Source organism: Amphritea atlantica (genome assembly GCF_900111095.1).
In the GTDB taxonomy this organism is placed as follows: domain Bacteria; phylum Pseudomonadota; class Gammaproteobacteria; order Pseudomonadales; family Balneatricaceae; genus Amphritea; species Amphritea atlantica.
Genome location: NZ_FOGB01000006.1, coordinates 239,239 through 265,937, shown reverse-complemented (window position 1 = coordinate 265,937; position 26,699 = coordinate 239,239). Strand labels below are relative to the sequence as shown.

The 26,699-nt window shown below is 50.3% G+C and carries 22 protein-coding genes; 8 read left to right on the top strand and 14 right to left on the bottom strand.

The window, feature by feature from the left end; all coding sequences use genetic code 11:
- Positions 1-176 precede the first annotated feature (176 nt).
- A complete protein-coding gene (nifJ, locus tag BMY09_RS12305; protein ID WP_245756572.1) occupies positions 177-3,794 on the top strand; it encodes a pyruvate:ferredoxin (flavodoxin) oxidoreductase in 3,618 nt (1,205 codons plus the stop codon).
- A gap of 202 nt (positions 3,795-3,996) precedes the next feature.
- Positions 3,997-4,530, top strand: coding sequence for a hemerythrin domain-containing protein (locus BMY09_RS12300; protein ID WP_091358558.1), 534 nt, complete (start codon positions 3,997-3,999; stop codon positions 4,528-4,530).
- Between the two features lie 61 nt (positions 4,531-4,591).
- Here the strand turns inward: BMY09_RS12300 and BMY09_RS12295 are convergent, their stop codons facing one another.
- A complete protein-coding gene (locus BMY09_RS12295; protein ID WP_091358556.1) occupies positions 4,592-6,274 on the bottom strand; it encodes a glutamine--tRNA ligase/YqeY domain fusion protein in 1,683 nt (560 codons plus the stop codon).
- A 204-nt stretch (positions 6,275-6,478) separates the two neighbouring features.
- Here BMY09_RS12295 and BMY09_RS12290 point away from each other — a divergent pair, with 204 nt between their 5' ends.
- Both BMY09_RS12290 and BMY09_RS12285 read left to right on the top strand, forming a co-directional pair.
- Positions 6,479-6,988: a peptidylprolyl isomerase gene (locus BMY09_RS12290; protein ID WP_091358554.1), complete on the top strand. Its 510-nt coding sequence runs from the start codon at positions 6,479-6,481 to the stop codon at positions 6,986-6,988.
- Positions 6,988-7,704: a UDP-2,3-diacylglucosamine diphosphatase gene (locus BMY09_RS12285; RefSeq protein ID WP_091358551.1), complete on the top strand. Its 717-nt coding sequence runs from the start codon at positions 6,988-6,990 to the stop codon at positions 7,702-7,704. The genes BMY09_RS12290 and BMY09_RS12285 overlap by 1 nt, the downstream gene beginning before the upstream one ends.
- A gap of 113 nt (positions 7,705-7,817) precedes the next feature.
- Here BMY09_RS12285 and BMY09_RS12280 read toward each other — a convergent pair whose 3' ends face one another.
- Positions 7,818-8,441, bottom strand: a complete 624-nt coding sequence (locus BMY09_RS12280; RefSeq protein ID WP_091358548.1) for a LysE family translocator — start codon at positions 8,439-8,441, stop codon at positions 7,818-7,820.
- Positions 8,442-8,535: 94 nt separating this feature from the next.
- Here BMY09_RS12280 and BMY09_RS12275 point away from each other — a divergent pair, with 94 nt between their 5' ends.
- The gene (locus BMY09_RS12275) at positions 8,536-9,459 is read left to right on the top strand and encodes a LysR family transcriptional regulator (protein WP_217647431.1); all 924 of its coding nucleotides are present in this window, start codon (positions 8,536-8,538) and stop codon (positions 9,457-9,459) included.
- Positions 9,460-9,964: 505 nt separating this feature from the next.
- On the top strand, positions 9,965-11,554 hold the full coding sequence (locus tag BMY09_RS12270; protein WP_091358541.1) for a cation:proton antiporter family protein: 1,590 nt from the start codon (positions 9,965-9,967) through the stop codon (positions 11,552-11,554).
- 24 nt (positions 11,555-11,578) lie between these two features.
- Here the strand turns inward: BMY09_RS12270 and BMY09_RS12265 are convergent, their stop codons facing one another.
- From BMY09_RS12265 to BMY09_RS12235, 7 genes are all read right to left on the bottom strand, one after another.
- Positions 11,579-11,938: a VOC family protein gene (locus BMY09_RS12265; RefSeq protein ID WP_091358538.1), complete on the bottom strand. Its 360-nt coding sequence runs from the start codon at positions 11,936-11,938 to the stop codon at positions 11,579-11,581.
- A gap of 580 nt (positions 11,939-12,518) precedes the next feature.
- Positions 12,519-13,700 (bottom strand): 2-methylaconitate cis-trans isomerase PrpF, encoded by a 1,182-nt coding sequence (gene prpF, locus BMY09_RS12260; RefSeq protein ID WP_091358534.1) that lies wholly within the window; start codon positions 13,698-13,700, stop codon positions 12,519-12,521.
- A 172-nt stretch (positions 13,701-13,872) separates the two neighbouring features.
- Positions 13,873-16,482, bottom strand: a complete 2,610-nt coding sequence (gene acnD, locus BMY09_RS12255; protein ID WP_091358531.1) for a Fe/S-dependent 2-methylisocitrate dehydratase AcnD — start codon at positions 16,480-16,482, stop codon at positions 13,873-13,875.
- Between the two features lie 74 nt (positions 16,483-16,556).
- The gene (gene prpC / locus BMY09_RS12250; protein WP_091358528.1) at positions 16,557-17,687 is read right to left on the bottom strand and encodes a bifunctional 2-methylcitrate synthase/citrate synthase; all 1,131 of its coding nucleotides are present in this window, start codon (positions 17,685-17,687) and stop codon (positions 16,557-16,559) included.
- A 135-nt stretch (positions 17,688-17,822) separates the two neighbouring features.
- Complete coding sequence (gene prpB, locus BMY09_RS12245; protein WP_091358524.1) at positions 17,823-18,713, bottom strand: methylisocitrate lyase; 891 nt, start codon at positions 18,711-18,713, stop codon at positions 17,823-17,825.
- Positions 18,714-18,716: 3 nt separating this feature from the next.
- Complete coding sequence (locus BMY09_RS12240; RefSeq protein ID WP_091358521.1) at positions 18,717-19,421, bottom strand: GntR family transcriptional regulator; 705 nt, start codon at positions 19,419-19,421, stop codon at positions 18,717-18,719.
- 193 nt (positions 19,422-19,614) lie between these two features.
- Positions 19,615-20,478 carry an alpha/beta fold hydrolase gene (locus BMY09_RS12235; protein ID WP_091358518.1) on the bottom strand — a complete coding sequence of 288 codons (864 nt, stop codon included), beginning with the start codon at positions 20,476-20,478 and terminating at the stop codon, positions 19,615-19,617.
- 267 nt (positions 20,479-20,745) lie between these two features.
- Here BMY09_RS12235 and pabB point away from each other — a divergent pair, with 267 nt between their 5' ends.
- On the top strand, positions 20,746-22,143 hold the full coding sequence (gene pabB / locus BMY09_RS12230; RefSeq protein ID WP_091358514.1) for an aminodeoxychorismate synthase component I: 1,398 nt from the start codon (positions 20,746-20,748) through the stop codon (positions 22,141-22,143).
- 297 nt (positions 22,144-22,440) lie between these two features.
- Here the strand turns inward: pabB and BMY09_RS12225 are convergent, their stop codons facing one another.
- Together BMY09_RS12225 and BMY09_RS12220 are read right to left on the bottom strand one after the other, a co-directional pair.
- Positions 22,441-22,833 (bottom strand): hypothetical protein, encoded by a 393-nt coding sequence (locus BMY09_RS12225; protein ID WP_091358512.1) that lies wholly within the window; start codon positions 22,831-22,833, stop codon positions 22,441-22,443.
- A 277-nt stretch (positions 22,834-23,110) separates the two neighbouring features.
- Positions 23,111-23,995 (bottom strand): LysR substrate-binding domain-containing protein, encoded by an 885-nt coding sequence (locus BMY09_RS12220; protein WP_091358510.1) that lies wholly within the window; start codon positions 23,993-23,995, stop codon positions 23,111-23,113.
- Between the two features lie 121 nt (positions 23,996-24,116).
- On the opposite strand from BMY09_RS12220, the gene BMY09_RS12215 reads away from it, so the two are divergent.
- Complete coding sequence (locus BMY09_RS12215) at positions 24,117-24,812, top strand: FMN-dependent NADH-azoreductase (protein ID WP_091358507.1); 696 nt, start codon at positions 24,117-24,119, stop codon at positions 24,810-24,812.
- A gap of 146 nt (positions 24,813-24,958) precedes the next feature.
- On the opposite strand, the gene BMY09_RS12210 is transcribed toward BMY09_RS12215, so the two are convergent.
- From BMY09_RS12210 to BMY09_RS12200, 3 genes are all read right to left on the bottom strand, one after another.
- A complete protein-coding gene (locus BMY09_RS12210) occupies positions 24,959-25,360 on the bottom strand; it encodes a hypothetical protein (RefSeq protein ID WP_091358505.1) in 402 nt (133 codons plus the stop codon).
- Positions 25,361-25,449: 89 nt separating this feature from the next.
- Positions 25,450-25,704: a hypothetical protein gene (locus tag BMY09_RS12205; protein ID WP_091358503.1), complete on the bottom strand. Its 255-nt coding sequence runs from the start codon at positions 25,702-25,704 to the stop codon at positions 25,450-25,452.
- Positions 25,705-25,773: 69 nt separating this feature from the next.
- Positions 25,774-26,427: an AbiV family abortive infection protein gene (locus tag BMY09_RS12200; protein ID WP_091358501.1), complete on the bottom strand. Its 654-nt coding sequence runs from the start codon at positions 26,425-26,427 to the stop codon at positions 25,774-25,776.
- Positions 26,428-26,699 lie beyond the last annotated feature (272 nt).

Genomic DNA, 26,699 nt, shown 5'->3' with positions numbered 1-26,699 from the left:
AAAATTACTTTTATCGCGCAGCAGAGAGTTGACTATTTGTCTCAAAATGAGGGATCTGGTCGTTGATCCAGAACAGTTCCTGCCACAATTGCTGCAATATTAGTTAAAACAACACAGACTTATAAGAATAAACTAATATAGTAAGTTGACGTTTTAGCATGCCCGGGAGTACCACAATGAACAGCCCAGTTAAAGATACCAGGCAAACCCGAATGATGGATGGCAACGAAGCCGCCGCCTATATTGCCCATCACCTCAATGATGTTATCGCGATCTACCCGATCACACCGGCTTCACCCATGGGGGAGATGAGCGATAGCTGGAGTGCCGACGGAGTCAGGAACCTCTGGGGCGTAGTACCCGATGTGATTGAGTTACAAAGTGAAGGTGGGGCCGCCGGTGCGGTTCACGGAGCTTTGCAGGCCGGGGCAAAAACCACTACTTTTACGGCCTCTCAGGGGTTACTGCTTAAAATCCCGAATATGTATAAGATTGCCGGAGAGCTGACGCCGACTGTTTTTCATATTGCTGCCCGCTCGCTGGCGACCCACGCCCTGTCTATCTTCTGTGACCATAGTGATGTGATGGCTACCCGGTCAACCGGTTTCGCGATGCTTGCTTCCAACTCGGTACAGGAGGTGATGGATATGGCCACCATCGCCGAGATGTCTACTCTGGAGGGGCGGGTACCACTGCTACATTTTTTTGATGGCTTTCGTACCAGCCATGAAGTCAGCAAAGTCGAAGTGGTCACCGAAGCGATGCTGCGACAGCTGATCAATATGGAGCGGGTACGGGATTGCCGCAACCGGGCACTGTCCCCCGACCATCCTGTAGTACGGGGTACCTCACAGAACCCGGATATCTTTTTCCAGGCCCGGGAAGCCTGCAACCCCTATTACGATGCCTTCCCTGAGATCGTCCAACAGGCGATGAACCGCTTTGCCGAAGTGACGGGTCGTCAGTACCAGCTTTATGAATATGAAGGGGCCAGGGATGCCGAGTCGGTGATTGTTCTGATGGGGTCTGGTGCGGAAACCGCCAGCGAAACTGTCGACTTTATCAATCGCAACGGCGGCAAGACCGGGGTACTGAAAGTCCGCCTGTTCCGCCCCTTCGATGCAGCCCGTCTGCTCAATGCCCTGCCTGACAGTGTAAAACAGATCGCAGTACTGGATCGCACCAAAGAGCCCGGTGCCGACGGTGAGCCGCTGTACAAAGATATCGCCACGGCATTTATGCAATCAATCCTGTCCGGAAAACTAACCGCAGATAAGCTTCCGAAACTCCTGGGTGGACGTTTCGGTCTCTCCTCAAAAGAGTTTACCCCGGCAATGATTCGCGGCGTATTTGATGAGCTGGCCAGGCCGCAGAGTAAAAACCTGTTTACCGTCGGCATCGATGACGACCTGACCCACACCAGCATCAGTTATGACCCCCACTTTATTACCGATGCTCATAAAGATGCCTATCAGGCGGTATTTTATGGTCTGGGCGCTGACGGGACAGTCAGCGCCAATAAGAACAGTATTAAAATCATCGGCGATCAGGAGGGCTATTATGCGCAGGGGCACTTTGTTTATGATTCGAAGAAATCCGGCGCAGTAACCGTTTCCCATCTGCGTTTTGGACCACACAAGATTCATTCGGCCTATGAGATACAGGAGGGACAGGCAGATTTTGTCGCCTGTCACCAGCCTCGCTTCCTGAGCCTTTATCCGATGCTGGAAAAAGCCCGTCATGGCGCGGTATTTCTCTTGAACAGCAGCGCTGCACCGGATGAACTCTGGGACACCCTGCCCGAAACCGTCCAGCAACAGCTGATCGAAAAGCAGATCCGCCTGTATGCTATCGATGCCTACCGGGTCGCAACCGAATGCGGTATGGGTAAACGAATCAATACCATTATGCAGAGCTGCTTCTTTAAAATTTCCGGTATTCTGCCAATTGATCGGGCAATCTCGCTGATCAAAGACGCTGTCAGGAAATCCTATAGCAGCAATCCGAAAGTGGTTGAGTTGAACCTCAATGCAATTGATGCCAGTCTCAGCCAGCTGCATGAAATTAAGGTTCACGAGCGGGCCACCAGCCGCATTCCGATGCATGAACTGAGTGCCAATCGCGCCAATGACTTTGTTCGCCAACTGACCGCAGAACTGATTGCCGGTCACGGTGACCGGATACCGGTCAGCGCCCTCTCTGCTGATGGCACCTGGCCCACCGGCACCACCGCATTCGAAAAACGCGATCTGGCGACTGAGCTGCCGCTGTGGGATGAGGATCTGTGCACCCATTGCGGTAAATGTGTACTGGTCTGCCCTCACAGCGTTATCCGCAGCAAGATTTTTGATAAGTCATTGTTGCAGGAAGCACCCGATGGTTTCCGCGCGGTGCCGGTGAAAGGCGCCAAAGATTTCCCGGAAAACAGCTTTATCAGCTATCAGGTCTCCCCTTCTGACTGTACCGGCTGTACCCTTTGCGTTGATATCTGCCCGATTGTTGATAAGCAACATCCGGAGCACAAAGCAATCAACATGGTACCAAAGGAGCAAACTTACGAGGTGGAAAAAGACAACTGGGAGTTTTTCCTGTCACTGCCAGAGTTTGACCGCACCACACTCAAAAACACGACCCTCAAGGGCTCGATGGTATTTCAGCCTCTGTTCGAGTTCAGCGGAGCCTGTTCCGGCTGTGGTGAAACCTCCTATATTCGCCTCGCCAGTCAGCTATTTGGCGACCGGATGCTGGTCGCCAACGCTACCGGTTGCTCATCTATCTATGGCGGCAACCTGCCCACCACTCCCTGGACCAAAAACCCCGATGGCCGCGGGCCTGCCTGGAACAACTCTCTGTTTGAAGATAATGCCGAATTTGGGCTGGGTATGCGGGTCGCGCTGGATAAACAGAAAGCTTATGCCATCAGCCTGCTGCAGGAATTAAAGGATAAACTTGATCCTGAACTGGTTGAGTCGCTGCTGACGGAAACAGAAGCAGATGAAGCCGGCATTGAGCACCAGCGCCAGTCAGTCGAAAAGCTTAAACTCGCGTTGGATAGTCTCAGCGATCATTCGGAGATCGGTGACAAAGCGGTTGAACTGCGCCATCTTGCTGATCAGCTCAGCCGTAAAAGCGTCTGGATTATCGGCGGAGATGGCTGGGCATATGATATCGGCTTTGGCGGACTTGACCATGTACTGGCTTCAGGACGCAACGTCAATATCCTGGTATTGGATACTGAGGTGTATTCCAATACCGGCGGTCAGACATCCAAGGCAACACCGATTGGCGCAGTCGCTAAATTTTCTGCGTCCGGCAAATCGGTCGCGAAAAAAGATCTGGCCCGCATCGCCATGGACTACGAGCATGTCTATGTGGCCCATGTGGCTTATGCTGCCAAAGACGTTCAGACCCTGCGGGCATTTCTCGAAGCGGAATCCTATGATGGTCCGTCCCTGATTATCGCCTACTCCCCCTGTATCGCTCACGGCTTCGAGATGAAAGATAACCATCTGCATCAGCAGTTAGCCGTCGATAGCGGTCACTGGCCGCTGTTCCGCTACGACCCTCGTCTGGCAGATCAGCATAAAAATCCACTGAAAATGGACTCCAAACCGCCATCCATTCCCTATTCTGAGTTTGCCCGCCGGGAGACCCGCTTCAACTCGCTGTTAAAAGCGCATCCCGTTGAGGCCGCGGCCTTTCTCGATAAGGCACAACACGATGTCAGCGAACGTTACAAGCGTTATCAGCAGATGGCAGAGATGGACTGGGAGGAAGCGCCATCACCGGAGTAACCGGATAAACAGGGCTGGTTCACCGGGCTCAATCTGCAGTTTGAGCCCGGCCCTTAATATGATACAAAATTGATCATGATCATGAAATATTAGTAACATAAAGTATAATATTGAACTATCCAAACACCGGACCCCCTTAACGCAAAAGGGCGATATCCGTGTGACACAGGGTAAACCCCTGCCTTAAAGAGAAGGTGAATCAATGAACACTAAACCATCCAGCCCTACCGATGACTTTTCCCAATGTCATATCTCTATCATTAAGAACTTTGAACAGCTTGGAAAACTGGGCAATTCAGAGATCACCGATCCGGTCCAGCCAGAGACCAGCCAAGTTGCGCAAAAACTGATTACCTTTTTCCACGAAGTAGTGCTCAATCATCATCAGGAAGAGGAGCAGGAACTATTTAATATCGTGATGGACTGCGCCAGCCCGGGTGAAGAGTTGCAACAAACATCGATGATGGTGAAGCGGCTGACCGAAGAGCACCGCAATCTGGAAAAAGAGTGGAAAAAAATCGAGCCGGATCTTAAAAAACTGGCGAAAGGCAGGTTTGTCGAACTGGACAGGCAAGCCGCGACAGGGATGTCTGAGCATTACCTGCTGCATGCGAAATATGAGGAATCATTCTTTCTGCCCCTGTCAGCAGAAATTCTCAAAAATACCGATCTTGAGTCCCTGGGACTCAGTCTGCACACCCGTCATAACCTGCACAAGACCCCCGGCTATATCTGACAGATACAACAACGGCTACCTATGGGTAGCCGTTTTTTGTTTCAGACTGTCTGACGCTGAATTATTTTTTCCAGGTATCGCGCAGTCCGATCGTCTTGTTAAATACCGGGGTCTCCGGTGTGTGCTGGTAACGATCCGCAACGAAATACCCCTCACGCTCAAACTGGAACGCGGTTTCAGGAGCGGCATTGATCAGTCCGGGTTCAACCCAGCAATTATCAATCTCCCGGAAAGAGTCCGGGTTAATATTGTTCAGGAAGTCCCCCTCTCCCTTATCAGGAGATTCAACATTGAAGAGACGATCATAGATACGCACTTTCGCCTGCTTACCCTCAGTTGCTGACACCCAGTGCATCACCCCCCGTGGTTTGATCCCCCCTTCAGGATTTTCCCCTACGGTACCCGGAAGCAGTGAAGCATGAACTTCAATGATCTCACCAGCGGCATCTTTAACCACCTCATCGGCTTTGATCACATAAGCACTGCGCAAACGCATATAGTCACCTGGCACCAGCAAACGGAACTTCTTCCGTGACAGCGTTGAGTCTTCGCTGAAGTCAGCCCTATCGATATAAAGTTCCCGGGTAAACGGCAGTTCACGACTACCCATCTCTTTTTGCGGATGCACCGGAGCGCTGAGCATCTCCACTTCGCCTTCCGGAAAGTTGGTAATGATCAGTTTAAGCGGATTCATCACACACATTGCCCGCGCGGCATTGTCGTTCAGGTCTTCACGGATAAAGAACTCAAACTGGGCCATATCCACGGTACCATCGGTTTTAGCGACCGCCAGACTGTCACAGAAATTGCGCACTGCCTGCGGGCTGTAACCCCGTCGACGCATCCCCTGAATGGTTGGCATCCGGGGATCATCCCAGCCACTCACATGGCCTTCATCCACCAGTTGCTTCAGCTTACGCTTACTGGTCACGGTGTAGTTGATGTTCAGGCGGCCAAACTCATATTGGCGCGGGGTACTCGGCACCGGCAGATTTTCAATAAACCACTCATACAGCGGGCGATGATCGGCAAACTCCAGAGTACAGATGGAGTGAGTGACCCCCTCAATAGCATCTTCCTGGCCATGGGCGAAATCGTAGCTGGGGTAGATACACCACTTGTCTCCCGTCTGATGATGGTTTTGCTTACGAATACGATAAAGAATCGGGTCCCGCAGGTTCATGTTCGGCGAGGCCATATCGATCTTGGCACGTAACACCCGGCTGCCTTCGTCAAACTCACCATTTTTCATCCGCTCCAGCAGATCGAGATTTTCCTCGGCTGACCGCTCACGGAACGGGCTGTTCTTACCCGGCTCAGTCGCCCAGCCCCGGTACTCACTGGCCTGCTCAGGGCTGAGATCACATACATAGGCTTTGCCAGCCTTAATCAGATGCTGTGCCCAGGCGTAAAAAGTATCAAAATAATCAGAGGCGTAACGTACTTCACCCGCCCAGCTGAAACCAAGCCAGCGCACATCATCCATTATCGCGTCGACGTATTCCTGTTCCTCTTTGCCCGGATTGGTGTCGTCAAAACGCAGGTTGCATTCGCCGTTGTACTTTTCTGCAGTACCAAAGTTCAGGCAGATCGACTTAGCATGACCGATGTGCAGATAGCCATTTGGCTCAGGCGGAAAACGTGTAACCACTTTTTCCAGTCCCTGCTGCTGGTCCTGTTCGATAACCTGATGAATAAAGTTGGTAGGTTGTTTCACAGTATTGCTGGCGTCGTTATTGCTCATAGAGGCTTCTTAAACTTCCGTCTGATATCAAGTAGGCCGATATTATAGACAGATGGCCTGCATACAACCATAAGTAAGCCGAAATTAATCAGTTAGTTATCAGATTAATTCTTTAGTATAATAAGCCCCATTGAATCGACACAAAAAACTCTCAGTCAAACCAACTAGATGAAAATAACTAGTTAAAACAAAGGGATCGTAAGCATGATCGTACTGCACACTAACTTCGGCGATATCACTATAGAACTGGATTATGAAAAAGCGCCTAAGTCAGCAGAAAACTTCGAAAACTATGTTAAAGATGGCTTTTACGATGGTGTTATTTTTCACCGGGTTATTGATGGCTTTATGATTCAGGGTGGTGGTTTTGAACCCGGTATGGTCAGCAAGCAAACAGCTGGGAGCATCGAGAACGAAGCGGATAACGGCCTGCAGAACAAACGCGGTACTCTGGCGATGGCCCGCACTATGGATCCTCACAGCGCATCGGCTCAATTCTTTATTAACGTCAGCGATAACACCTTCCTCGACCATACGGCTAAAACCACAGAAGGCTGGGGCTATGCCGTATTCGGTAAAGTGACTGAAGGTATGGATGTGGTTGATAAGATAAAAGGGGTTTCTACCACCTTCCGTGGCGGACATCAGGATGTTCCTGCCGAAGATGTGATCATCAACTCTGCTGAAGTTGTGGCTGCTGATAGCGCTGAATAATGCGAACACTGTTTATATCCGATCTTCATCTTCACAGCGGACGCCCGGATCTTACCCGGGCGTTACTGCATTTCCTGGCTACCACAGCAAAAGAGTGCGACCAACTCTACATTCTTGGTGATCTGTTTGAGGCCTGGATAGGCGATGATTTTATCCCGGATGATCTGCAACCGGTTGTCGATGCACTGAACACTCTCTCCCGGTCAGGCTGTGAGATATTTTTTCAGCATGGCAACCGGGACTTTCTGATTGGCAGTCGATTTGAAGAACTGACCGGTGTTCAGATTCTGGACGATAGCGAAGTCATTCAACTGGCATCGGGTCCTGCCCTGCTTATGCATGGCGATCAGTTATGCACTGATGACCATGCCTATCAGGCGCTGCGTCAGCAGCTGCGAAACCCGCAATGGCAACAGGCGGTGCTGACCAAGTCTGTCGAAGAGCGACTGGAGATGGCGAAACAGCTCCGCATGGCCAGCGAGACTCAGACCGCAGACAAAAGCACCGAGATCATGGATGTTAACCAGCAGGCAGTACTGGCCGCGATGGCCGAATCGAACTGTGACCTGCTGATCCACGGCCACACCCATCGCCCGGCAGTACACTCGCTTGAAGGGGGTAAGCGGCGTATCGTCCTTGGAGACTGGGATAAGTCTGGCTGGTATCTTGAAGCGTCAAAACAGGGTGAGAAATTAATCGTATTTGATCTTATCTAATCAAAAGTTAAAATTACAATTATCAAATGCAAATATTGATAATTCAATTAATTTCTCCTCCTCTTTATAGCGATTCCGACGGCTGCATCTTCACCCTATCAATAATGACACAGCTAGACTCGGGTGAAGATGACCTTCAGCCCCAGTACAATCATCGTTGCGCCGAGCAACCGATCGATGTGATATCCAAATCTCTTAAACCGGCGGTTGATACCCGGATTTGACAGCAGAGTGACAACAGCTGAAAACCACATCAGCTGAATCAGCATCATCCAGGCACCGTACACTGCTATCTGAACTAACGGCATCTCTGGTGACAAAACAACCGTGAACAGGGATATGAAATACACCGGCGCTTTCGGATTAAGAACATTACAGACAAAACCGGTTATGATATGACGACTTGCTGGAATATCGACTGCAACGGCTTTCGGCGGCTGAACTATTCCAGACGAGCTCCGCACGCCCACTATTCCCAGATAAATCAGATAGCTTCCGCCGAGGATTTTAATCACCCAGAGTGCTGTCTCTGAGTTTGCCAGCACTGCGGCTAACCCCAGGCTGGAGTAAAATATATGCACTGACAATCCTAAAGCGATGCCGATACTGCACATAAACCCTGCTTTTCTGCCGTTTGTTAATGTCTGCTGCGAAACCAGTACAAAATCAGGCCCCGGAGACGCCGCGGCCAGAAAGTGCACTGCACTGATCAATGCTAAACCTTGCAAAAGATCCATAACACACCCCAAAAAAGTAATTAATCGACTGATTAACGATATATGATTAACAATCAGTTGATTATTCCCCTTATCTGGAATGGATTTTTGTTGTATGCGCAAGAATGAACAGTATTCACTGATGTACGAGATGGCTGTTTTCGTTGAGGTGGTAAACAGGGGGAGTTTCACCGCTGCGGCCGGGGCTCTTGGCAGTTCGACCTCATCTGTTAGCCGAAGTGTTACGAAGCTGGAAAATCAGCTTTCCACAAACCTGTTACAGCGTACAACCCGCAAGTTACGACTGACCAGTAGTGGCGAGCAGGTATACACCCGCTGTAAACAGATGATAGAAGGGGCGGAGCTGGTGTTGGACATCTGCGATAGCCTGAAACAGGAGATTGAAGGCGACATCAGTATCTGCGTCCCCAAGGCCGTTGGCAGCACAGTGATTCACCCCCTGCTGCCGGAGTTTCTTCAGCGTTATCCGAAAGTGAATGTGCAAATGAATCTCGATGACCGTGCTCTGGATCTGATCGACAATGGTATCGACCTGGCATTAAGGATCACCGATCAGCCACCACCGGGGTTGATGGGCCGGGAGCTTTTCCGGCTGGACCACGTGATATGCGCCTCTATGGAGTATCTGCAACAGCATGGGCTCCCGGAGCACCCAAAAGAGCTGAAAGACCACAGTTGTATCTATCTGGGTAATAACCCGGCTGACAGCCGCTGGCGATTGAAGAAAGATGGGCAGATCATCGATATTGATGTCAGAGGCCGGTATGCAGCCAATCACACCCAGGTACGTCTTGATGCGGTCAAACGAGGGATCGGTATCGGCACATTACCCGATTTTACCGCCCGACCCGATCTCGAGGCAGGAAATATTATTCAGCTATTTCCTGACTGGGAGTTTATCACCAACTATCAGGGCGGTGTCTGGGTTCTGTATCCCCCGACCCGTCATCTGCCACAGCGGTTAAGGGTTCTGGTGGACTTTCTGAAAGAAAAACTGCTTAACCCTGGTGTAAGTTAAATGCGTGAATTTAAATGCTTAGAACTGAGTGTTTAAAGTCTACAGATTAAAACTAACTTAACTAGCGTATCAGTCACGCGTCATCCATGCTCTCAAATCACTCTTGTACGGTGGTACTGAACTAGAAGAAACTCCGTTTGCTCAACATCAATGAGGCTGTTGTGACTGGCCGTAAAACGACCTCAGACCCGATTCTGTATAATGGCACGCTGCATATCTTTCACGCGCTTAGCGGCGGTTAGTCTGCCATAATCCATCTTAAGCTCTGCGTCAGCACCAGTCAGTTTAAGTAGTCAACTGAGCTTATCCCGCCAGACTGCAACGCAACTAAAACGATCACATCCCCTTAAGGCTTAACTCTCTGGAACCGACTATGTATGTTAACGAAACTGTTTAAACCGATTCATCATATGCAAACAGCATATAGGGTTTTGTCACCCGATAAGTGTTAGCATAGTCCTATCTTGCATTAATAAATATTATGTAATTACAAAGACTTATATCTATGGATTTTATCTGGGTTCTGTTCGCTTTTCTGTGTGGTCTGTCGCTTAAAGTTATTGGGATGCCGCCCTTAATTGGCTTTTTGCTGGCGGGCTTTCTGCTGCACTTTCTCGGCATTGAGCCCACCGAAAGCCTGGATACCCTTGCTGATCTCGGCATCACCCTGATGCTGTTTACCATTGGCCTTAAACTGCACATTGGCGATCTGCTCCGGCGTGAAGTGTGGGCCAGTACGCTCAGCCATATGGCGTTGTGGATCCTGGTATTTGGTTCTTTTGTCCTGTTGATGGCGGTTGTTGCTGTGCCCTATTACAGCGGCCTCGATCTGACCACGGCGGCCCTGCTCGGCTTCGCCCTCAGTTTTAGCAGTACGGTCTGTATCGTTAAGCTGCTGGAAGAAAACGGGGAGATGAAGACCCGTCATGGGCAGCTGGCGATCGGTGTATTGGTGATGCAGGATATCGTAGCGGTGCTGTTTCTGGTGGTTGCCACCGGAAAGCTGCCATCGATCTGGGCTCCGCTTCTGTTCGCACTGATCTTTGCCCGCCCAATACTCTACAAATTACTGGATAAAGCCGGACACGGTGAGTTGCTCCCCTTAACCGGTTTTTTCTTCGCCCTCGGGGGCTACGAACTTTTCCAGTTGGTCGGTGTTAAGGGGGATCTCGGGGCGCTGGTATTTGGCATACTTCTGGCCCAGCACACTAAAGCCTCAGAATTAACCAAGTCACTGCTCAGCTTTAAGGATCTGTTTCTGATCGGCTTTTTTCTGTCGATCGGATTTACCGCATTGCCAACCTGGTCAATGCTGGGCACTGCCGCACTGATCTCTCTGCTGATCGGCATTAAGTTCGTGCTCTTCTTTGCCATTCTTACCCGCCTCAGACTGCGCAGTCGCACCGCCTATCTGGCCTCACTGGCCCTGAGTAACTTTAGTGAGTTTGGCCTCATTGTTGCGGCCCTGAGTGTCGATTCCGGCTGGCTTAGCCGCGAATGGCTGGTGATTCTTGCGCTGGCAGTATCACTGTCTTTTGTGCTGACCAGCGTTCTTTATCCCCGCGCACATCGTTTTTACATGCAACATAAAGATTATCTGAAACGCTACGAAAACAGCCACCGCCTGAAAGCAGATATTATTGAACAGTTTCCCCATGCAGAGGTTCTGGTCATCGGTATGGGCCGGGTTGGAAAAGGGGCGTATAAAGCATTACAGAATATTATTGACCACCGGGTCGCCGGGCTCGATTCAGACCGCTTCAGAGCCGCAGAGCTGCAGCAGAAAGGTTTGAATGTCTGCTTTGGCGATGGTGAAGATGCCGATTTCTGGGAAAGCTTTAATACCTCTGATATTAAACTGATACTGCTGGCCCTGCCCTCCATCGAAGATAGCCGTAATATTACCATCCAACTGGCAAACTGCGGTTATCAGGGCCAGATTGCCGCCATTGCCCGCTATGAAGATGACCGGCAAAAGCTGCTGGATGCTGGCATCGATAAAGTGTTTAACTTCTACAGAGAGGCCGGTAGCGGTTTTGCAGAAGACAGTTTGCGACTGATATCAAGCGACTATAAGCCGCAATCGCAGGGCTAATAGTCCTGTTACTGTAGTAACGGTTCAACCGGCAGGCTGATCAGACCAGACCGCAAACTCGTTGCCGCCGGGCTCTATAAAATGAAAACGGCGTCCACCGGGAAACTCAAAGATCCCTTTACAGATATCACCCCCATGGCTTGCAACTTTTGCCAGGGTTTGTTCAAGATCGCCACTATAAAACACCAGTAGCGCACTGCCCTTTTCCTGACTTGCAGTCTGGTCTGAAGTAAAGAATCCCCCCTCAAGACCCTGTTGATCAAATGCACTGTAATCGGGACCATAATCGGTAAAGTGCCAGCCAAACACATCGGTGAAAAAACCTTTTGAACCCTCAAGATCCGTCGAACCAAACTCTACGTAATTAAGCTTTTCATGCTGCATATCTATCGCCTCTCTCCTTTTAAGTTATACAAAATAGTCCCTGACATTGGCTGCCTAAATAGTAGAGTATAGAGGATCATATGGCATTGTAGGAGCCACATCCTGCGGCGATAAAACAATATACAGGCACGGACTATCGCCGCGGGGGCGCGCCTCCCACACCACAGAGACACCTCCACACCGGACATCGAGAGAATTTATGGATTAATTGTATTGTAGGAGCCGCATCCTGCGGCGATAGAACAATTCACAGGCACGGACTATCGCCGCGGGGGCGCGCCTCCCACACCACAGAGAGACCTCCACACCGGACAACGAGAGCATTTTGGGTTAATTGTATCGTAGGAGCCGCATCCTGCGGCGATAGAGCAATTCACAGGCACGGACTATCGCCGCGGGCCGTGCTTCCCTCTCCACCTATGGCAGAATAAAAAAAAGACCCTGCACTTGCGTACAGGGCCTAAGCGTGAAGTGAAACGAACAGTCCTTGATAGGGAGGCCTGAACGTCTGACTGCCACTTCGACATTGGTAACATTCTGCAGATACCCTCTGTGCAGAATGAAAAATAGGTTTTAGCGCTTAGAAGCTATCTCCGGGAATGCGTACAAACCCTTCCATCAGCACCCGTGCGCTGCGGCTCATGACCGCTTTAGTGGCGCTCCAGTCACCATTGGCCTGCTGCTCTGCGGCGGCACCGACACGCAGGGTGCCTGAGGGGTGGCCGAAGGTGACTGAATCACGCTCTACTCCACCGGCTGCCAGGTTCACCAGAGTACCCGGTACCGCGGCAGCGGTGGCGATGGCAACTGATGCAGTGCCCATCATCGCGTGGTGCAGTTTACCCATGGACAAAGCCCGTACACAGACATCGATATCATCCGCAGAGATCTGCTTACCACTGGAGGATACATAGGCGGTTGCTGGCGCAACAAAGGCTACCTTGGGCGTATGCTGACGGGCTGCCGCTTCAGAGATATCACTGATAAGCCCCATCTTCAGCGCACCATGAGCCCGAATGGTCTCAAAACTTCCCAGCGCTGCTGCATCGGAGTTAATATCTTTCTGCAGCTCGGTACCGGTGTAACCGATATCTGAGGCGTTAAGAAAGATGGTTGGAATACCCGCATTGATCATTGTCGCTTTTAAGGTGCCGATGCCCGGAACCTCAAGATCATCCACCAGATTACCCGTAGGGAACATTGACCCTTCGCCATCGGCAGGATCCATAAATTCGATCACCACCTCTGCTGCCGGAAACGTCACGCCATCCAGTTCAAAATCACCGGTTTCCTGCACCTCACCGTTGGTCATTGGCACATGGGCGATAATGGTTTTACCGATGTTTTTTTGCCAGATCCGCACGGTACAGACCCCATTGTCAGGAATCCGCTCAGCGTCAACCAAACCATTACTGATGGCGAACGCCCCTACCGCTGCGGTCAGGTTGCCGCAGTTGCCAGACCAGTCGACAAACGCTTTGTCGATCGCCACCTGACCAAACAGATAATCCACATCGTGACCGGGTTCGCTGCTCTTATCCAGGATCACCGTTTTGCTGGTACTCGAGGTTGCGCCACCCATGCCATCAATCTGCTGACCATAGGGATCGGGACTGCCGATCACCCGCAGTAAGATATTGTCGCGGGCTTCACCCGGCTGCTGTGCTGCTGCCGGCAGATCCTGACGACGGAAGAAAACACCTTTACTGGTACCGCCACGAATATAGGTCGCGGGGATTTTTACCTGAGGGACAAATGCCATTTTTACATTCCTGTGTCTCTGAGCGTCATTCAAAAACGAGACTCGTGTTCAGAAAACTCTTAATAAGATCAGATAGATAAAAGCTTTTATTAAATACGCTTATTAAAAATTCTCTTGCATCAAATAGCAGAGCCGGAAGAGTGCATATCCGGCCCTGCACAGCGGTTAACGCTTATGCGTTGGCTTCCAGGAAGTCCTGCGCAAAGCGCTGCAACACACCACCAGCACCGTAAACATGGACCTCTTCAGCGGTATCCAGGCGACAGGTCACCGGAATCTCAACCACCTCGCCATTGCGACGGGTCATCACCACGGTCAGATCACAACGTGGGCTGATCTCGCCAACCACATCGTAGGTTTCTGTGCCATCGATGCCGTAGGTATTGCGGTTATCACCGGCTTTAAACTCCAGCGGTAATACCCCCATACCAACCAGGTTGGTACGGTGAATACGCTCAAAACCTTCCGCAACGATCGCTTCAACACCCGCCAGACGAACACCTTTGGCGGCCCAGTCACGGGAAGACCCCTGACCGTAATCGGCACCGGCAATGATGATCAGCGGCTGTTTACGCTGCATATAGGTTTCAATAGTTTCCCACATCCGCATCTGGGTACCTTCCGGCTCCAGACGTGCCAGAGAGCCCTGGATAATCTCGCCATTCTCATCCCGGCACATCTCATTGAGTAGTTTCGGGTTGGCGAAAGTTGCCCGCTGAGCGGTCAGGTGATCCCCCCGGTGGGTTGCGTAAGAGTTGAAGTCCTCTTCCGGCAGGCCCATCTTGGCGCAGTATTCACCGGCAGCACTGGAAGCCTGGATCGCGTTAGAAGGCGACAGGTGATCTGTGGTGATGTTGTCACCCAGTACCGCCAGCGGACGCATCCCCTTCATGGTTCGCTCACCAGCCAGTGCGCCTTCCCAGTAAGGTGGACGACGGATATAGGTTGTCTGTGGACGCCAGTCATAGAGTGGGCTGGGTGAACGCTCTGCTGCGCCCAGGTCAAACATAGGAATATACACCTGATTGAACTGTTCCGGCTTCACGGCGCTGGCAACAATCGCGTCGATCTCTTCATCACTTGGCCAGATATCTTTCAGGGTAACCGCATTGCCCTCTTTGTCGGTCCCCAAGACATCGTTTTCAATATCGAAACGGATGGTACCGGCAATCGCATAGGCGACGACCAGTGGCGGAGATGCCAGGAATGCCTGCTTGGCATAGGGATGGATCCGACCATCAAAGTTACGGTTACCCGATAGTACTGCCGTCGCATACAGATCGCGGTCAACGATCTCCTGCTGAATCACCGGATCAAGCGCCCCGGACATACCGTTACAGGTGGTGCAGGCATAGCCAACAATACCGAAGCCCAGTTTTTCCATCTCGGGCAGAAGACCCGCTTCTTCAAGATAGAGTTTGGCTACCCGGGAGCCCGGCGCAAACGAGGTTTTAACCCAGGGCTTGCGCAGCAGTCCCAGCTCATTAGCTTTCCTGGCAACCAGACCGGCAGCAACCACATTGCGCGGGTTCGATGTGTTGGTACAGCTGGTAATGGCGGCGATGATAACTGCGCCGTCAGGCATCAGGCCATCCGCTTCTTCTGCCTGAGCAGCGGCCAGCATCGTATCACTGGAGATACCGCGCTCGTGCAGGGCTGAGGTCGGCAAACGGCGATGTGGGTTAGACGGCCCCGCCATATTGCGGACCACCGTTGACAGATCAAACTCCAGTACCCGTTCGTACTGAGCATCAACCAGATCATCAGCCCACAGGCCGGTTTCTTTGGCATACTGTTCAACCAGCGCAACCTGTTCCGGCTCACGACCGGTCAGCTTAAGATATTCAATGGTCTGCTCATCGATATAGAACATACCGGCAGACGCACCGTATTCAGGAGTCATATTGGAGATCGTGGCACGATCACCGATCGACAGCGTTGCAGCTCCCTCGCCGAAGAACTCCAGATAGGCGGAAACCACTTTCTCATTACGCAGAAACTCAGTAATCGCCAGCACCATATCGGTAGCGGTAATCCCCGGCTGGCGTTTGCCCACCAGTTTAACGCCGATAATGTCCGGCAGACGCATCATAGAGGGACGGCCCAGCATCACGGTTTCAGCTTCCAGACCACCGACACCGATAGCGATAACACCCAGAGCATCAACATGAGGGGTGTGGCTGTCGGTACCCACACAGGTATCCGGGAAGGCAACACCGTCACGGGCCTGAATCACCGGAGACATCTTCTCCAGGTTGATCTGGTGCATGATACCGTTACCGGCCGGAATCACATCAACGTTATCAAACGCGGTTTTACACCACTCGATAAAGTGAAAACGGTCATCGTTACGACGATCTTCAATATCACGGTTCTTCTGAAAAGCATCGGGATCGAACCCTGGTGCTTCAACAGCCAGCGAATGGTCAACAATCAGTTGGGTTGGTACAACCGGATTCACTTTGGCCGGGTCTCCCCCCTGATCAGCAATAGCATCCCGCAGACCTGCCAGGTCGACCAGTGCGGTCTGACCGAGGATGTCGTGACAGACAACACGGGCCGGATACCAGGGAAAGTCGAGATCCTGTTTACGCTCAATCAGTTGGTTCAGTGAAGCGGTCAGTGCTTCGGGTTCACAGCGACGCACCAGTTGTTCAGCCAGTACGCGGGAGGTGTAAGGCAGCGTTGCATAAGCACCGGGCTTGATCGCATCGACCGCCGCACGGGTGTCGAAGTAATCCAGGCCGGTACCTGCTAACGGTTTACGGTATTCAGTATTCATATCACACCATTAAATTCTTAGTTAGGGAAAGGGCTGATCGTTAACTCAGCCCCTCTCCTCTCAGCCAGTTCGGCTTACGGACGATCGGCGATATCGATCCACTCGGCGCTGGTTGGGCCGCTGTAGTCAGCTGATGGGCGGATAATGCGGTTATTGGCCCGCTGCTCCATCACATGTGCAGTCCAGCCTGCCGCCCGGGAGCAAACAAAGATCGGGGTAAACAGCTCGGTAGGAATGCCCATGAAGTTGTAGGCAGAGGCATGGAAGAAGTCAGCGTTACAGAACAGTTTCTTCTCCCGCCACATTACCGCTTCCACCCGCTCAGATACGGCGTACAGATACTCATCACCCACCTGCTCTGAAAGCTTTTTCGACCACTCTTTAATGATCGCATTACGGGGATCAGAATCACGGTAGATCGCATGGCCAAAGCCCATGATCTTATCTTTACGCGCCAGCATCGCCATGATTTCGGCTTCCGCCTCGTCCGGAGAACGCCAGTCCTGAATCATCGCCATCGCCGCTTCATTAGCACCACCATGCAGGGGGCCACGCAGGGAACCAATGGCAGCGGTCACGCAGCTATGGATGTCTGATAGCGTTGAAGCACACACCCGGGCAGTAAAGGTTGAGGCGTTAAACTCATGCTCGGCATAAAGAATCAGCGAGGCATGCATCACATCAACATGCAGTGGTTCAGGCTTTTTGTCGTGCAGAGTCCAGAGGAACTGTTCACCGATCGAATTGGCATCGGTTTCTACATCGATACGCTTGCCGTTGTGGCTGAAGTTGTACCAGTAGTTAATCATGCCTGGGAAAACCGCCAGCATCCGGTCAATATGATCGTGCTGCTCGGTAAAATCCTGTTCGGTTTCCAGATTGCCCAGCATGGAGCAACCGGTACGCATCACATCCATCGGATGAGCATCCGCGGGGATCTGTTCCAGCACCGTTTTAAGCGCGTCAGGCAGCGCCCGCATCCCTTTCAGGCGGGCTTTATAAGCATCCAGTTCACCCTGATTTGGCAGCTTGCCATACAGCAACAGGTATGCAACCTCTTCAAACTGCGCCTTGTCAGCCAGCTCTTTGATATCGTAGCCACGGTATGTCAGACCTGCGCCGCTCTGACCAACGGTACATAGTGCCGTTTCACCAGCGGACTGACCACGCAGACCCGCACCACTTAATTTCTTAGCTTCTGCCATCCTATCTTCTCCTCTCTGCTTTCGGGCCTGAAAAGTGTGTTTACCCGTTACAGTATTATTTGCTTTGACTCTGTCGATCTTCCCGCTTTAACGCTCAGCGGGAGTTAGCTCACCGGGTTTCAGCGCTGCGGCTGATTACTTGTTTTTACCTTCCTGAAACAGCGCATCCAACTTCTGTTCAAAGTCGTGGTAGTTGAGGAAATCGTAAAGGTCCATACGGGTCTGCATCGTGTCGACAACCGCTTTCTGGTCCCCATCACGCAGAATCGCTTCAAATACATTCAGGGCAGCCAGGTTAGCCGCACGGAAGGCTGACAGCGGATACAACACCATAGTTGCGCCGTTAGCGGCCAGCTCCTCAGTATTAAACAGCGGTGTCGCACCAAACTCAGTGATGTTGGCCAGCAGATGTGCGCCGTTGATACCATCAGAGAACGCCTGGTAATCATCCAGGGTGTGAACCGCTTCGGCGAAGATACCGTCGGCACCAGCTTCCAGACAGGCCTGCGCACGTTCAACGGCAGCATTCAGCCCTTCCATCTGAAACGCATCGGTACGGGCGATCAGGAAGAAGTCATCGTCGGTCTTCGCATCAACAGCGGCTTTCACACGGTCAACCATCTCTTCCAGAGAGACGATCTCTTTATTAGGACGGTGGCCACAACGTTTCTGCGCTACCTGATCCTCAATATGACAACCTGCCGCACCGAACTTAGTCATCTCTTTGATGGTTCGGGCGATATTGAATGCCCCACCCCAACCGGTATCGATATCAACAATCAGCGGCGTTTCCACAGCGCTGGTGATACGGCCCACATCGGCCAATACGTCATTCATCGATGTCATGCCCAGATCGGGAAGACCGTAAGAGTGGTTAGCAACGCCGCCACCGGACAGATAGATCGCTTTGTGGCCAACACGCTCAGCCATCATCGCATGATAGGCGTTAGTGGTACCCACGATCTGCAGTGGATTGGTCTCTTCTAATGCTTTGCGGAAACGTCCGCCAGCGGTCAGTTTGCTCATAGGTTATTCCCTCTCTTCTTTGTTCGTTGGGTTCAGACGTTCTTCAATATTACGGCGCGCCCGGCCTATATGCCGACGCATCAGCAGTTCTGCCAGCTCGCCATCCCTCTCTTCGATCGCATCCAGGATGCGATGATGTTCCTTCAGGGCACGTTGCGGACGTGATTTAGAAACGCTGAACTGGTAACGGTACATGCGTACCAGGTGATAAAGCTCACCACCCAGCAACTCAAACAGTTTAGAATTTTTACTGGACTGAACGATGCGGTAGTGAAAATCCAGGTCGCCCTCTTTCTGAAAATAGGCGCGGCCATCAATCTCCTGGATGTTTCGCTCATGCTGATAAAGCAGTTCCCGCAGGCTGTTGATCTCATCTGTCGACATATTGTCGGCCGCCAGTCGACAGGCCATGCCCTCAAGCGCTTCACGAATCCGGTAGATCTCAACTAACTCTTCCGGGCTCAGCGACACCACACGGGCCCCCACATGGGGAATCCGGACCACCAGACGCAAGCCTTCGAGCTGGCGGATCGCTTCGCGTAAAGGCCCCCGGCTGATGCCGTAGGTGCGCGCCAGTTCCGGTTCACTGATCTTTTGTCCCGGAGGGATATCACCGCGAACAATGGCGGTAATCAGTTGGCCACTGACACGATCTGCCAGGGTGCGTACTTCGCTTGAGGTATCGTTTAATTCTATGATCTCTGCCATTACAACCTTCTCGATGGATTGTCGACAATCTTGTTATTTGGCTAACAATACAGAGCAACTACTGCATCGTCAACCATACTAAAGACGAAAAGTGTCGACATGCTACAAAAGTATAGGGGTATATCCTGACTTAGCTATCAGGCATAAAAAAGCCCCGTCAAACGAGGCTATCAGTCTAGTTCAGGAGTGCGTATCAGGCGAGAAAACGGTTCAGTTCTGCATCCATAATACGGGCGATCTGACGGGGTTTCTGAAACGGCAGCGAATGATCAGTGCCTGGCACCATAAAGTAGTGCCAGTTGGGCAGGCGTTCGGCCAGATCCCGCTGATACTGATGCATCAGATCAACACTGTGACCGCCAATAAAACTGGTGACATCGCCCTGGGCAGCCACCAATGCTTCACGGTCTATGGTGGTAATCGCTTCCGTGACACAGTTGAGGGCATTAGCAAAACCAATAGGACGTGCTGCAAGCCGCTGGATTGTCAACAACTCGGCTTTAGGTGCCACTTTACGGTTGGGTGAGATAGTATCCAGAAACGCACGTATTCCGGTTTCCGCCTGATCCCCCTGCAGATGTTCCGCCGCTTCACTGAACTGCAAGCGCAGATTAACCGTAGACTCCCAGCAGGGCCGGTCAAGCACCGCAGACTCTAACAGATACTGTTTCTTCACCCGCTCATGGTAACGCTGCTTATACAATAAGGAGACCATCCCCCCCATGGAGTAACCGGCCAGATCAAACTGCCACCAGCCCAGATGGTCCACCAATGCACTGATATCATTCACCAGTTCATTGACGGTAAATGAATACTCAGTGCCATCAGGGTAACGGGTGTTTCCGGTGCCGCGCTGATCCGGTATCAGGATCTCATCCCAGCTGGTGCTCAGCATCGCAATGGCGGCCCAGGTGTCCTCACCGGCAACGCCGGCACCGTGCAGCATCACCAGTCGGCGCGTTGAGCTGTCACAGGGTTTTCTGTAAAGCTGATAACTGACCTGCTGGTCGGGAAGGTTGAGCTGATGCTGAGTGATCTTAAAGGGGTGTTTAATCATCGGTCCTGCTAACTGTTATCTGACGGCTATAAATAAACGGATAGTATCCTGAAGAAGGAAAAAACTCCCGTCATTATAAGGCGATTATACTGTTTAGATTTGTAGAAAAAACTGCAGGATTGCACCTCGCTTTCGCTACCCCGGACAGATACAATCGCTTTTTACCCTGAACCATCCTGTTCAATCTTAAGCTGAGGGATGGCAAAACAACGACCGGTCACACTCAGAGACCTGAGCTGAAGACAGGCAAGAACTAAGGTTTATCGGGTGTACAGACTTTTTTCACTCCCCTATCTGCAAAATACCACCCTCTACTTCGAACGCATCCGTCACCTCGACGCCCCGGTGTTCCTCGACAGTGGAAAACCTGCCGGCCGTTATGGGCGTTTTGATATCATCGCCGCAAATCCTGAAGCCCGGCTTAGTTATCAGCATGGATTAACTCATCTCACCACAGCCAGCAGCGATGAACAGCTCGGCGGCAATCCCTTTACCCATCTGCAACAACTGTTTAGCCAGTATCAGCAGCATTGCCCTGAGCCACAACAAACCGAGATTAAAGCGCTGCCATTCTGTGGTGGGTTGCTGGGATATTTTTCCTATGACCTGGGCCGCAGTCTGGAAACACTGCCAGAAAACACCATCGCTGATATCGAGCTTCCTGATATGCAGGTGGGTATATACAGCTGGGCAGTAGTGATCGACCATGAGAGTAACACCGCACAATTGGTCACCACCCCCCTGATCAATACCGCCGACGCAGAAAACATTCTGCAGCTGCTAAACCATGATGGTGAAACAGGCAGTCGCAGCTTTACCCTTGCAGCCCCCTTTAAAAGCAATATGAGTGAACCCGAGTATTACCACTCGCTTAACCGTATCGATCAGTACATCCACTCCGGTGATTGCTATCAGGTTAACTTTGCCCAACGTTTCAGCAGCCGCTATACCGGGGACCCCTGGACGGCCTACAAGCTGATCAGACAGCAGGCACCAACACCCTACTCCGCCTACATTGAAACCACTGATGGCGCAATTCTGTCGCACTCTCCCGAGCAGTTTCTTGAAGTGGTCGAGCGCCGGGTGACCACCAAACCAATCAAGGGCACCCGTCCCAGGGGCAACAATCCGGCGCTGGATGCGCAGTTGAAACTGGCCCTGCATGACAGCGAGAAAGACCGGGCCGAAAACCTGATGATCGTCGATCTGATGCGCAACGATATCAGCAAGGTGTGTGAACACGGCAGTGTCAGAGTGCCTAAACTGTTTGCGGTTGAGTCCTATGCCAATGTCCACCACCTGGTCAGCACCATCACGGGTAACCTGGCCGCCGATAAAACCCCGATCGACCTGCTGGAACACAGCTTCCCCGGCGGCTCGATCACCGGCGCACCCAAGATCCGCGCCATGGAGATTATCGATGAACTGGAACCTCATCGCCGCTCCATCTACTGTGGTTCCATCGGTTACCTCAGTTTCTCCGGTCAGATGGATACCAGCATCACCATCCGCACCCTGATCTGTGAGAACGGCCAGATACACTGCTGGGCTGGCGGCGGTATTGTCGCCGATTCAGAAACCGCAGATGAATATCAGGAAACCTATGACAAGGTGAACAACCTGCTAGCGCCGTTGGAGCGGACTATTGGTAAGAGCAGTGGCTAGACGTCACTGCGTGACTTGCTAGTGGTTAGACGCGACTGCGTCGCTTGCTAGAACAAGCGTTGGTTCGGTGGATTAAAGGGGGGGGGAAGGGGCAAAAAAATATATCGCTCGTTCCCACGCTCCCGCGTGGGAATGCATACCTTGCAACGTTGCTCAACGGTTAAGCAATCCATCGTCATATTGATTGCCCCCTTAAATCAGACGCGACTGGGTCGCTTGCCAGAACAAGCGTTGGTTCGGTGGATTAAAGGGGTTCAGGGGCAAGAAAATATATCTCTCCCCTGTTCCCTGTCAGGCCTACCGAACATATAAATCATTGTTGGTTAGATACTCTTGAACTTCTGTCGAAAAGCCTGCAATTTGAACCGCCTCCAGAAGGCCTTCAGATTTCAATAAGTAGAGCTGAAGCATAACCTTAGATCTAGAGTTGTAATTGAATATTTCTGCAATTCGTTTATCTCGCTTTTCGATCATCCTATACAAACTAATGTATTTCTCATGGTTTGAAAGAACAACATCGTTAATCGTCTCAGACGCATCATCTAAAATCTGTTTACAGAATTTATCTAATGTTGCAGCCTGCACTGTTTTGAAGTGTTTCCAATCTGCCTCTGAAATCATCGCTAACCTCTTCAGGCTTGTTTTCCCCATTAAACGGCGAGCATTAGCGAGTCCGGTGAAGGCCAGCATAAAGAATGCTCAATAACCCTAACCAAAAAGAAAGCCTTTTCATCAATCTCTGCCTAATCTGATCTACTCGTCCGAATAACTCTTTTTCGCTCGTTCCCACGCTCCCGCGTGGGAATGCATACTTCACAATTATTTGATTAAAGGGCTCTGCCCCTGTGGTATCCAAACGATCCCCCCTGAATAACACTAAATTGTCCGGATGATCAGTTCCAATCACCTGAGGGCACAAACCGTGCTTAACTGACATCCCGAGAGACCAGGGTAGAACCTGCTTTAGTTAAGCATACTCTGATAGCTCTTTTACCAACCACTCTCTGAAAAGAGTAACTTTTCGTAAATTCTCGCTAAAGGGAGAAACCAATAGGTAATATGTCAAACCCGGCAAAGAGCAGTCATTATCCAAAGCCTTTAACCAACCTTGCTGCAAGGCCATTTTAGCTAATACCGAACTCACGAGTGCTATTCCCTGACCGGCTAAAGCGGCTTGAACAACATGATCTTCCTGATCAAAGAAACAGACCCTGGGATCGGAGATATCGGCGTTAAACGTTTGTAGCCAATTTTTCCAGCTTATCGACGGTAAGTCTTTATTCTTCCACCGGGTCTCAATAAATGTGGCATCAGTTAAATGCTTGCAACTGTTTAAATAGCCCTCTGTTGCATAGCCAGCAAAATGTTCGGTCACCAGTTTTACTGCAGTTGTATTTTTCTCATCATCACGACCATATCTTATTGCGAGATCAATGCGACGATCCCGCTTGATATCTGCCAGCTCTTCGCCGGTCTTTATCTCAATCTGAATATCGGGATGTTCTTTGTAAAACCTTGCCAGATTAGGCACAAGCCACATTGAGGCAAAAGAGGTGGTTGTGGCAATGTTCAACACAGACTGCGCATTAGATATCTCTTCAATTGCCGTTGATATCTGCTGCAACGCCTGATGGGCAACATGTGCAAACCTGGCCCCTTCCTGAGTCAGGATTATTGAACGGACTTTTCGTTCGAACAGCAGAACCCCCAGTCGATCCTCTAAGTTTGATATTTGGTGAGATATTGCCGTTGGAGTGATATTCAGCTCCTCAGCGGCAGCTTTAAAACTGCCTAATCGTGCAGCAGCCTCAAACCCTCTGATTTGGTTCAGCTGAGGTAAGCGAGAGAACATAGACTTTACTCATAGATGAAACCTGCTCATCTATAAGTAAAGTTTTACCATTTGTCAACAAGCCCAGCTTTGCAAATAATTCCCGTCACAGCGTACTTCATAACAAACCAGGGAAAATCATATGACCACTTTACTTCATATCGATGCGAGTGCTCGCAAAGAACGTTCAATCACAAGAGATCTGGGCGAGAGATTCAAGCGTCAATGGCGCGCGGTACAACCCACGGATCGATTTATCTATAGGGACATTGGCAGTTCACCACCAGACTTTATATCTGAAAGCTGGATTGCCGCTGTCTTTACCCCCGAAGAGAAAAGAACAGATGAACAGAATGTATTACTATCATTGTCTGATCTGTTAATTGAGGAGCTAACTGAGGCCGACGTCATTGTCATCTCCACGCCAATGTACAACTACGGTATGCCTGCATCACTGAAAGCATGGATTGACCAGATTGTGAGAATAAACAAGACCTTTACCTTTGACCTTGATCGCGGTGATTTCCCATTAGAGCCAACCCTCTCTGGCAAATCCCTCGTGCTTTTAACAGCATGTGGGGAGTTTGGCTTTGGAGAAAACGGGGCACGCGAAACGATGAATCATTTAGGGCCTCATCTGAGAACGCTCAGCAAATATCTTGGCGCTGATGACATACATGAAATCCGTGTTGAATATCAGGAATTTGGTGATAAACGACACAAGCGATCAATTGAAAGCGCATATGAGTCCATTTCTGGAACAATAAACAACATTGCGGAGAAGCTTGAGTTGCGCCAGGAGTTAGATGCGACTGCGTCGCTTGCTAGGAAAAGTTAGATCGTAGGTTGGGATAAGGCAAGAATCCCAACAATACCCGTGATAACTGTCATAAATCTCGCTCGTTCCCACGCTCCCGCGTGGGAATGCATACTTCACAATTATTTGATTAAAGGGCTCTGCTCCCTTTAATTGCTTTAATTGCTTTAATTGTTTCTGAACGAGTGATACAGGTACTTTGAAGCAACAATTAGTGGACCCAAGAAGCAAAGGATAAAATAAAAGTCTTTAGTTTCATTTGGTTCCGATATGAAAATTGCTATGTACGCAATTGGTAGCGCGGATAGCATGCCCAGTGACAGTAGTGTTAAATGCACTTTGCCGGGCTTGAAATTGGTTTTAAATGCATTTTGCGAAACAACGGACCAAAGCCCGATCATGCCTGCAAGTCCAAATATTCCTAAAATGCCTAATGGATGAAAAATATCTTCCCACCCTTTTGCTGCTCCGAAGATGCTGAACATTGATCCTAGGATTGCGGCTGGGGCCAATAGTGTTGCGGGCAAAACGCCAACGACCATTTCAAGTATAAAAACTGCTATTTTCATAAATTAATTTTTGGCATCTAACGCCCGCATAATTGGAAATTTGTGAAGCGCAGCGAAGAAAATTATCCGAGTTTATGCGTTTGTTAAATTTATGGTCGGCATTCTAACCAAACCCTTTCTTCCGGGTGATGCTCCGCAATGGTTGCCAGAGCACCATCTAGCTCTTCGTCATTTGCTGGGTCTATTTCATAGCTGAAGTTTGTAAGATCTATATCCATTTCTCTATAGCGATCCAGCTCAGATTCACTCAAGACATTGCCGCCAACCCAAACAGAATACTTACCTGTTTTAATCACTGGTTCCAACTCTTGAAACCCTTCTTTTGTAACTGCAAATATGATCATAGGAATTTAACGCCCGCATTTCGGCTGGTTTGGAGCGCAGCGGAAAACCAGTCCGACAACATGCGCTTGTTAGTTTCGTTGGTGATTCTTCTTTCTCCAACCGTTATTCTTAATTCCACTCTTGTGGGGCCATTTCAAAAGCTTTTTATAGATCTCATAATCGAACACCTCATCCATGTCCTTACCTCCCTCGAAGTAGAATTCATCGTCTTCGATTCTTGCGCATATTCTGAGCAGCTCATCGTTGATAATTGAAATAAACTGCTTTGCATCTTTTTGTTTTATTTTCCAAGGGGTTGAAACCCGACTATCTGTATCGATCTTACCTTTTGAGCGAGACAAGCCAACGTAGATTGCATTTTGCTTTTTCTCTTCAAGTTTTCTACTTTGGATCAGAGAAATAAACTTTGGCGAATAATCATCTGTTTCTCTTGCCACAAAGTTCCACTGCTTTTTTGGATGCAAGTACAGAAGCTTTAGCCATTCTTGTTCAAACTCAGCATCAGAATAGCCCTCATTAGTTTCCGATGACCATATATAGTGATCTACCCAGTTGGCCTTTGAGAATTCCTCTAAAGCCAAGACTGAAAGCTGAAGAGCACTTGGGTAGGAGCCATTTTCATAGAGCAACACAGAGTCAAAATGAAGACGGATAGTATTTCTCAAAGACTCCGTAGCAATTTTACTCAGCTTGTACTTTGAGATTCCGTCTTCTTTCTTCACTGATACTCCGATTCAGAAACTAACATTTTAATACTACGTCGGCACATATACATGCCAGGCGACATTAACAAAAAGAAGGGTAACCATCAGATAATAAAGAGGAAAAAAATGACATCGTAATCTCCTTTAAGATAAAAACGAGAATGCGCAGTTGCATTCCGGCCCCGGCGTACTATCCCGCCAGCATTTCAACCTATCCCTTTGTTTTTCTGATGTTTTGCTAATGATGCCAGCAGCAAAACAAGCCTTCTCAAACGATTAAACGAGCATAA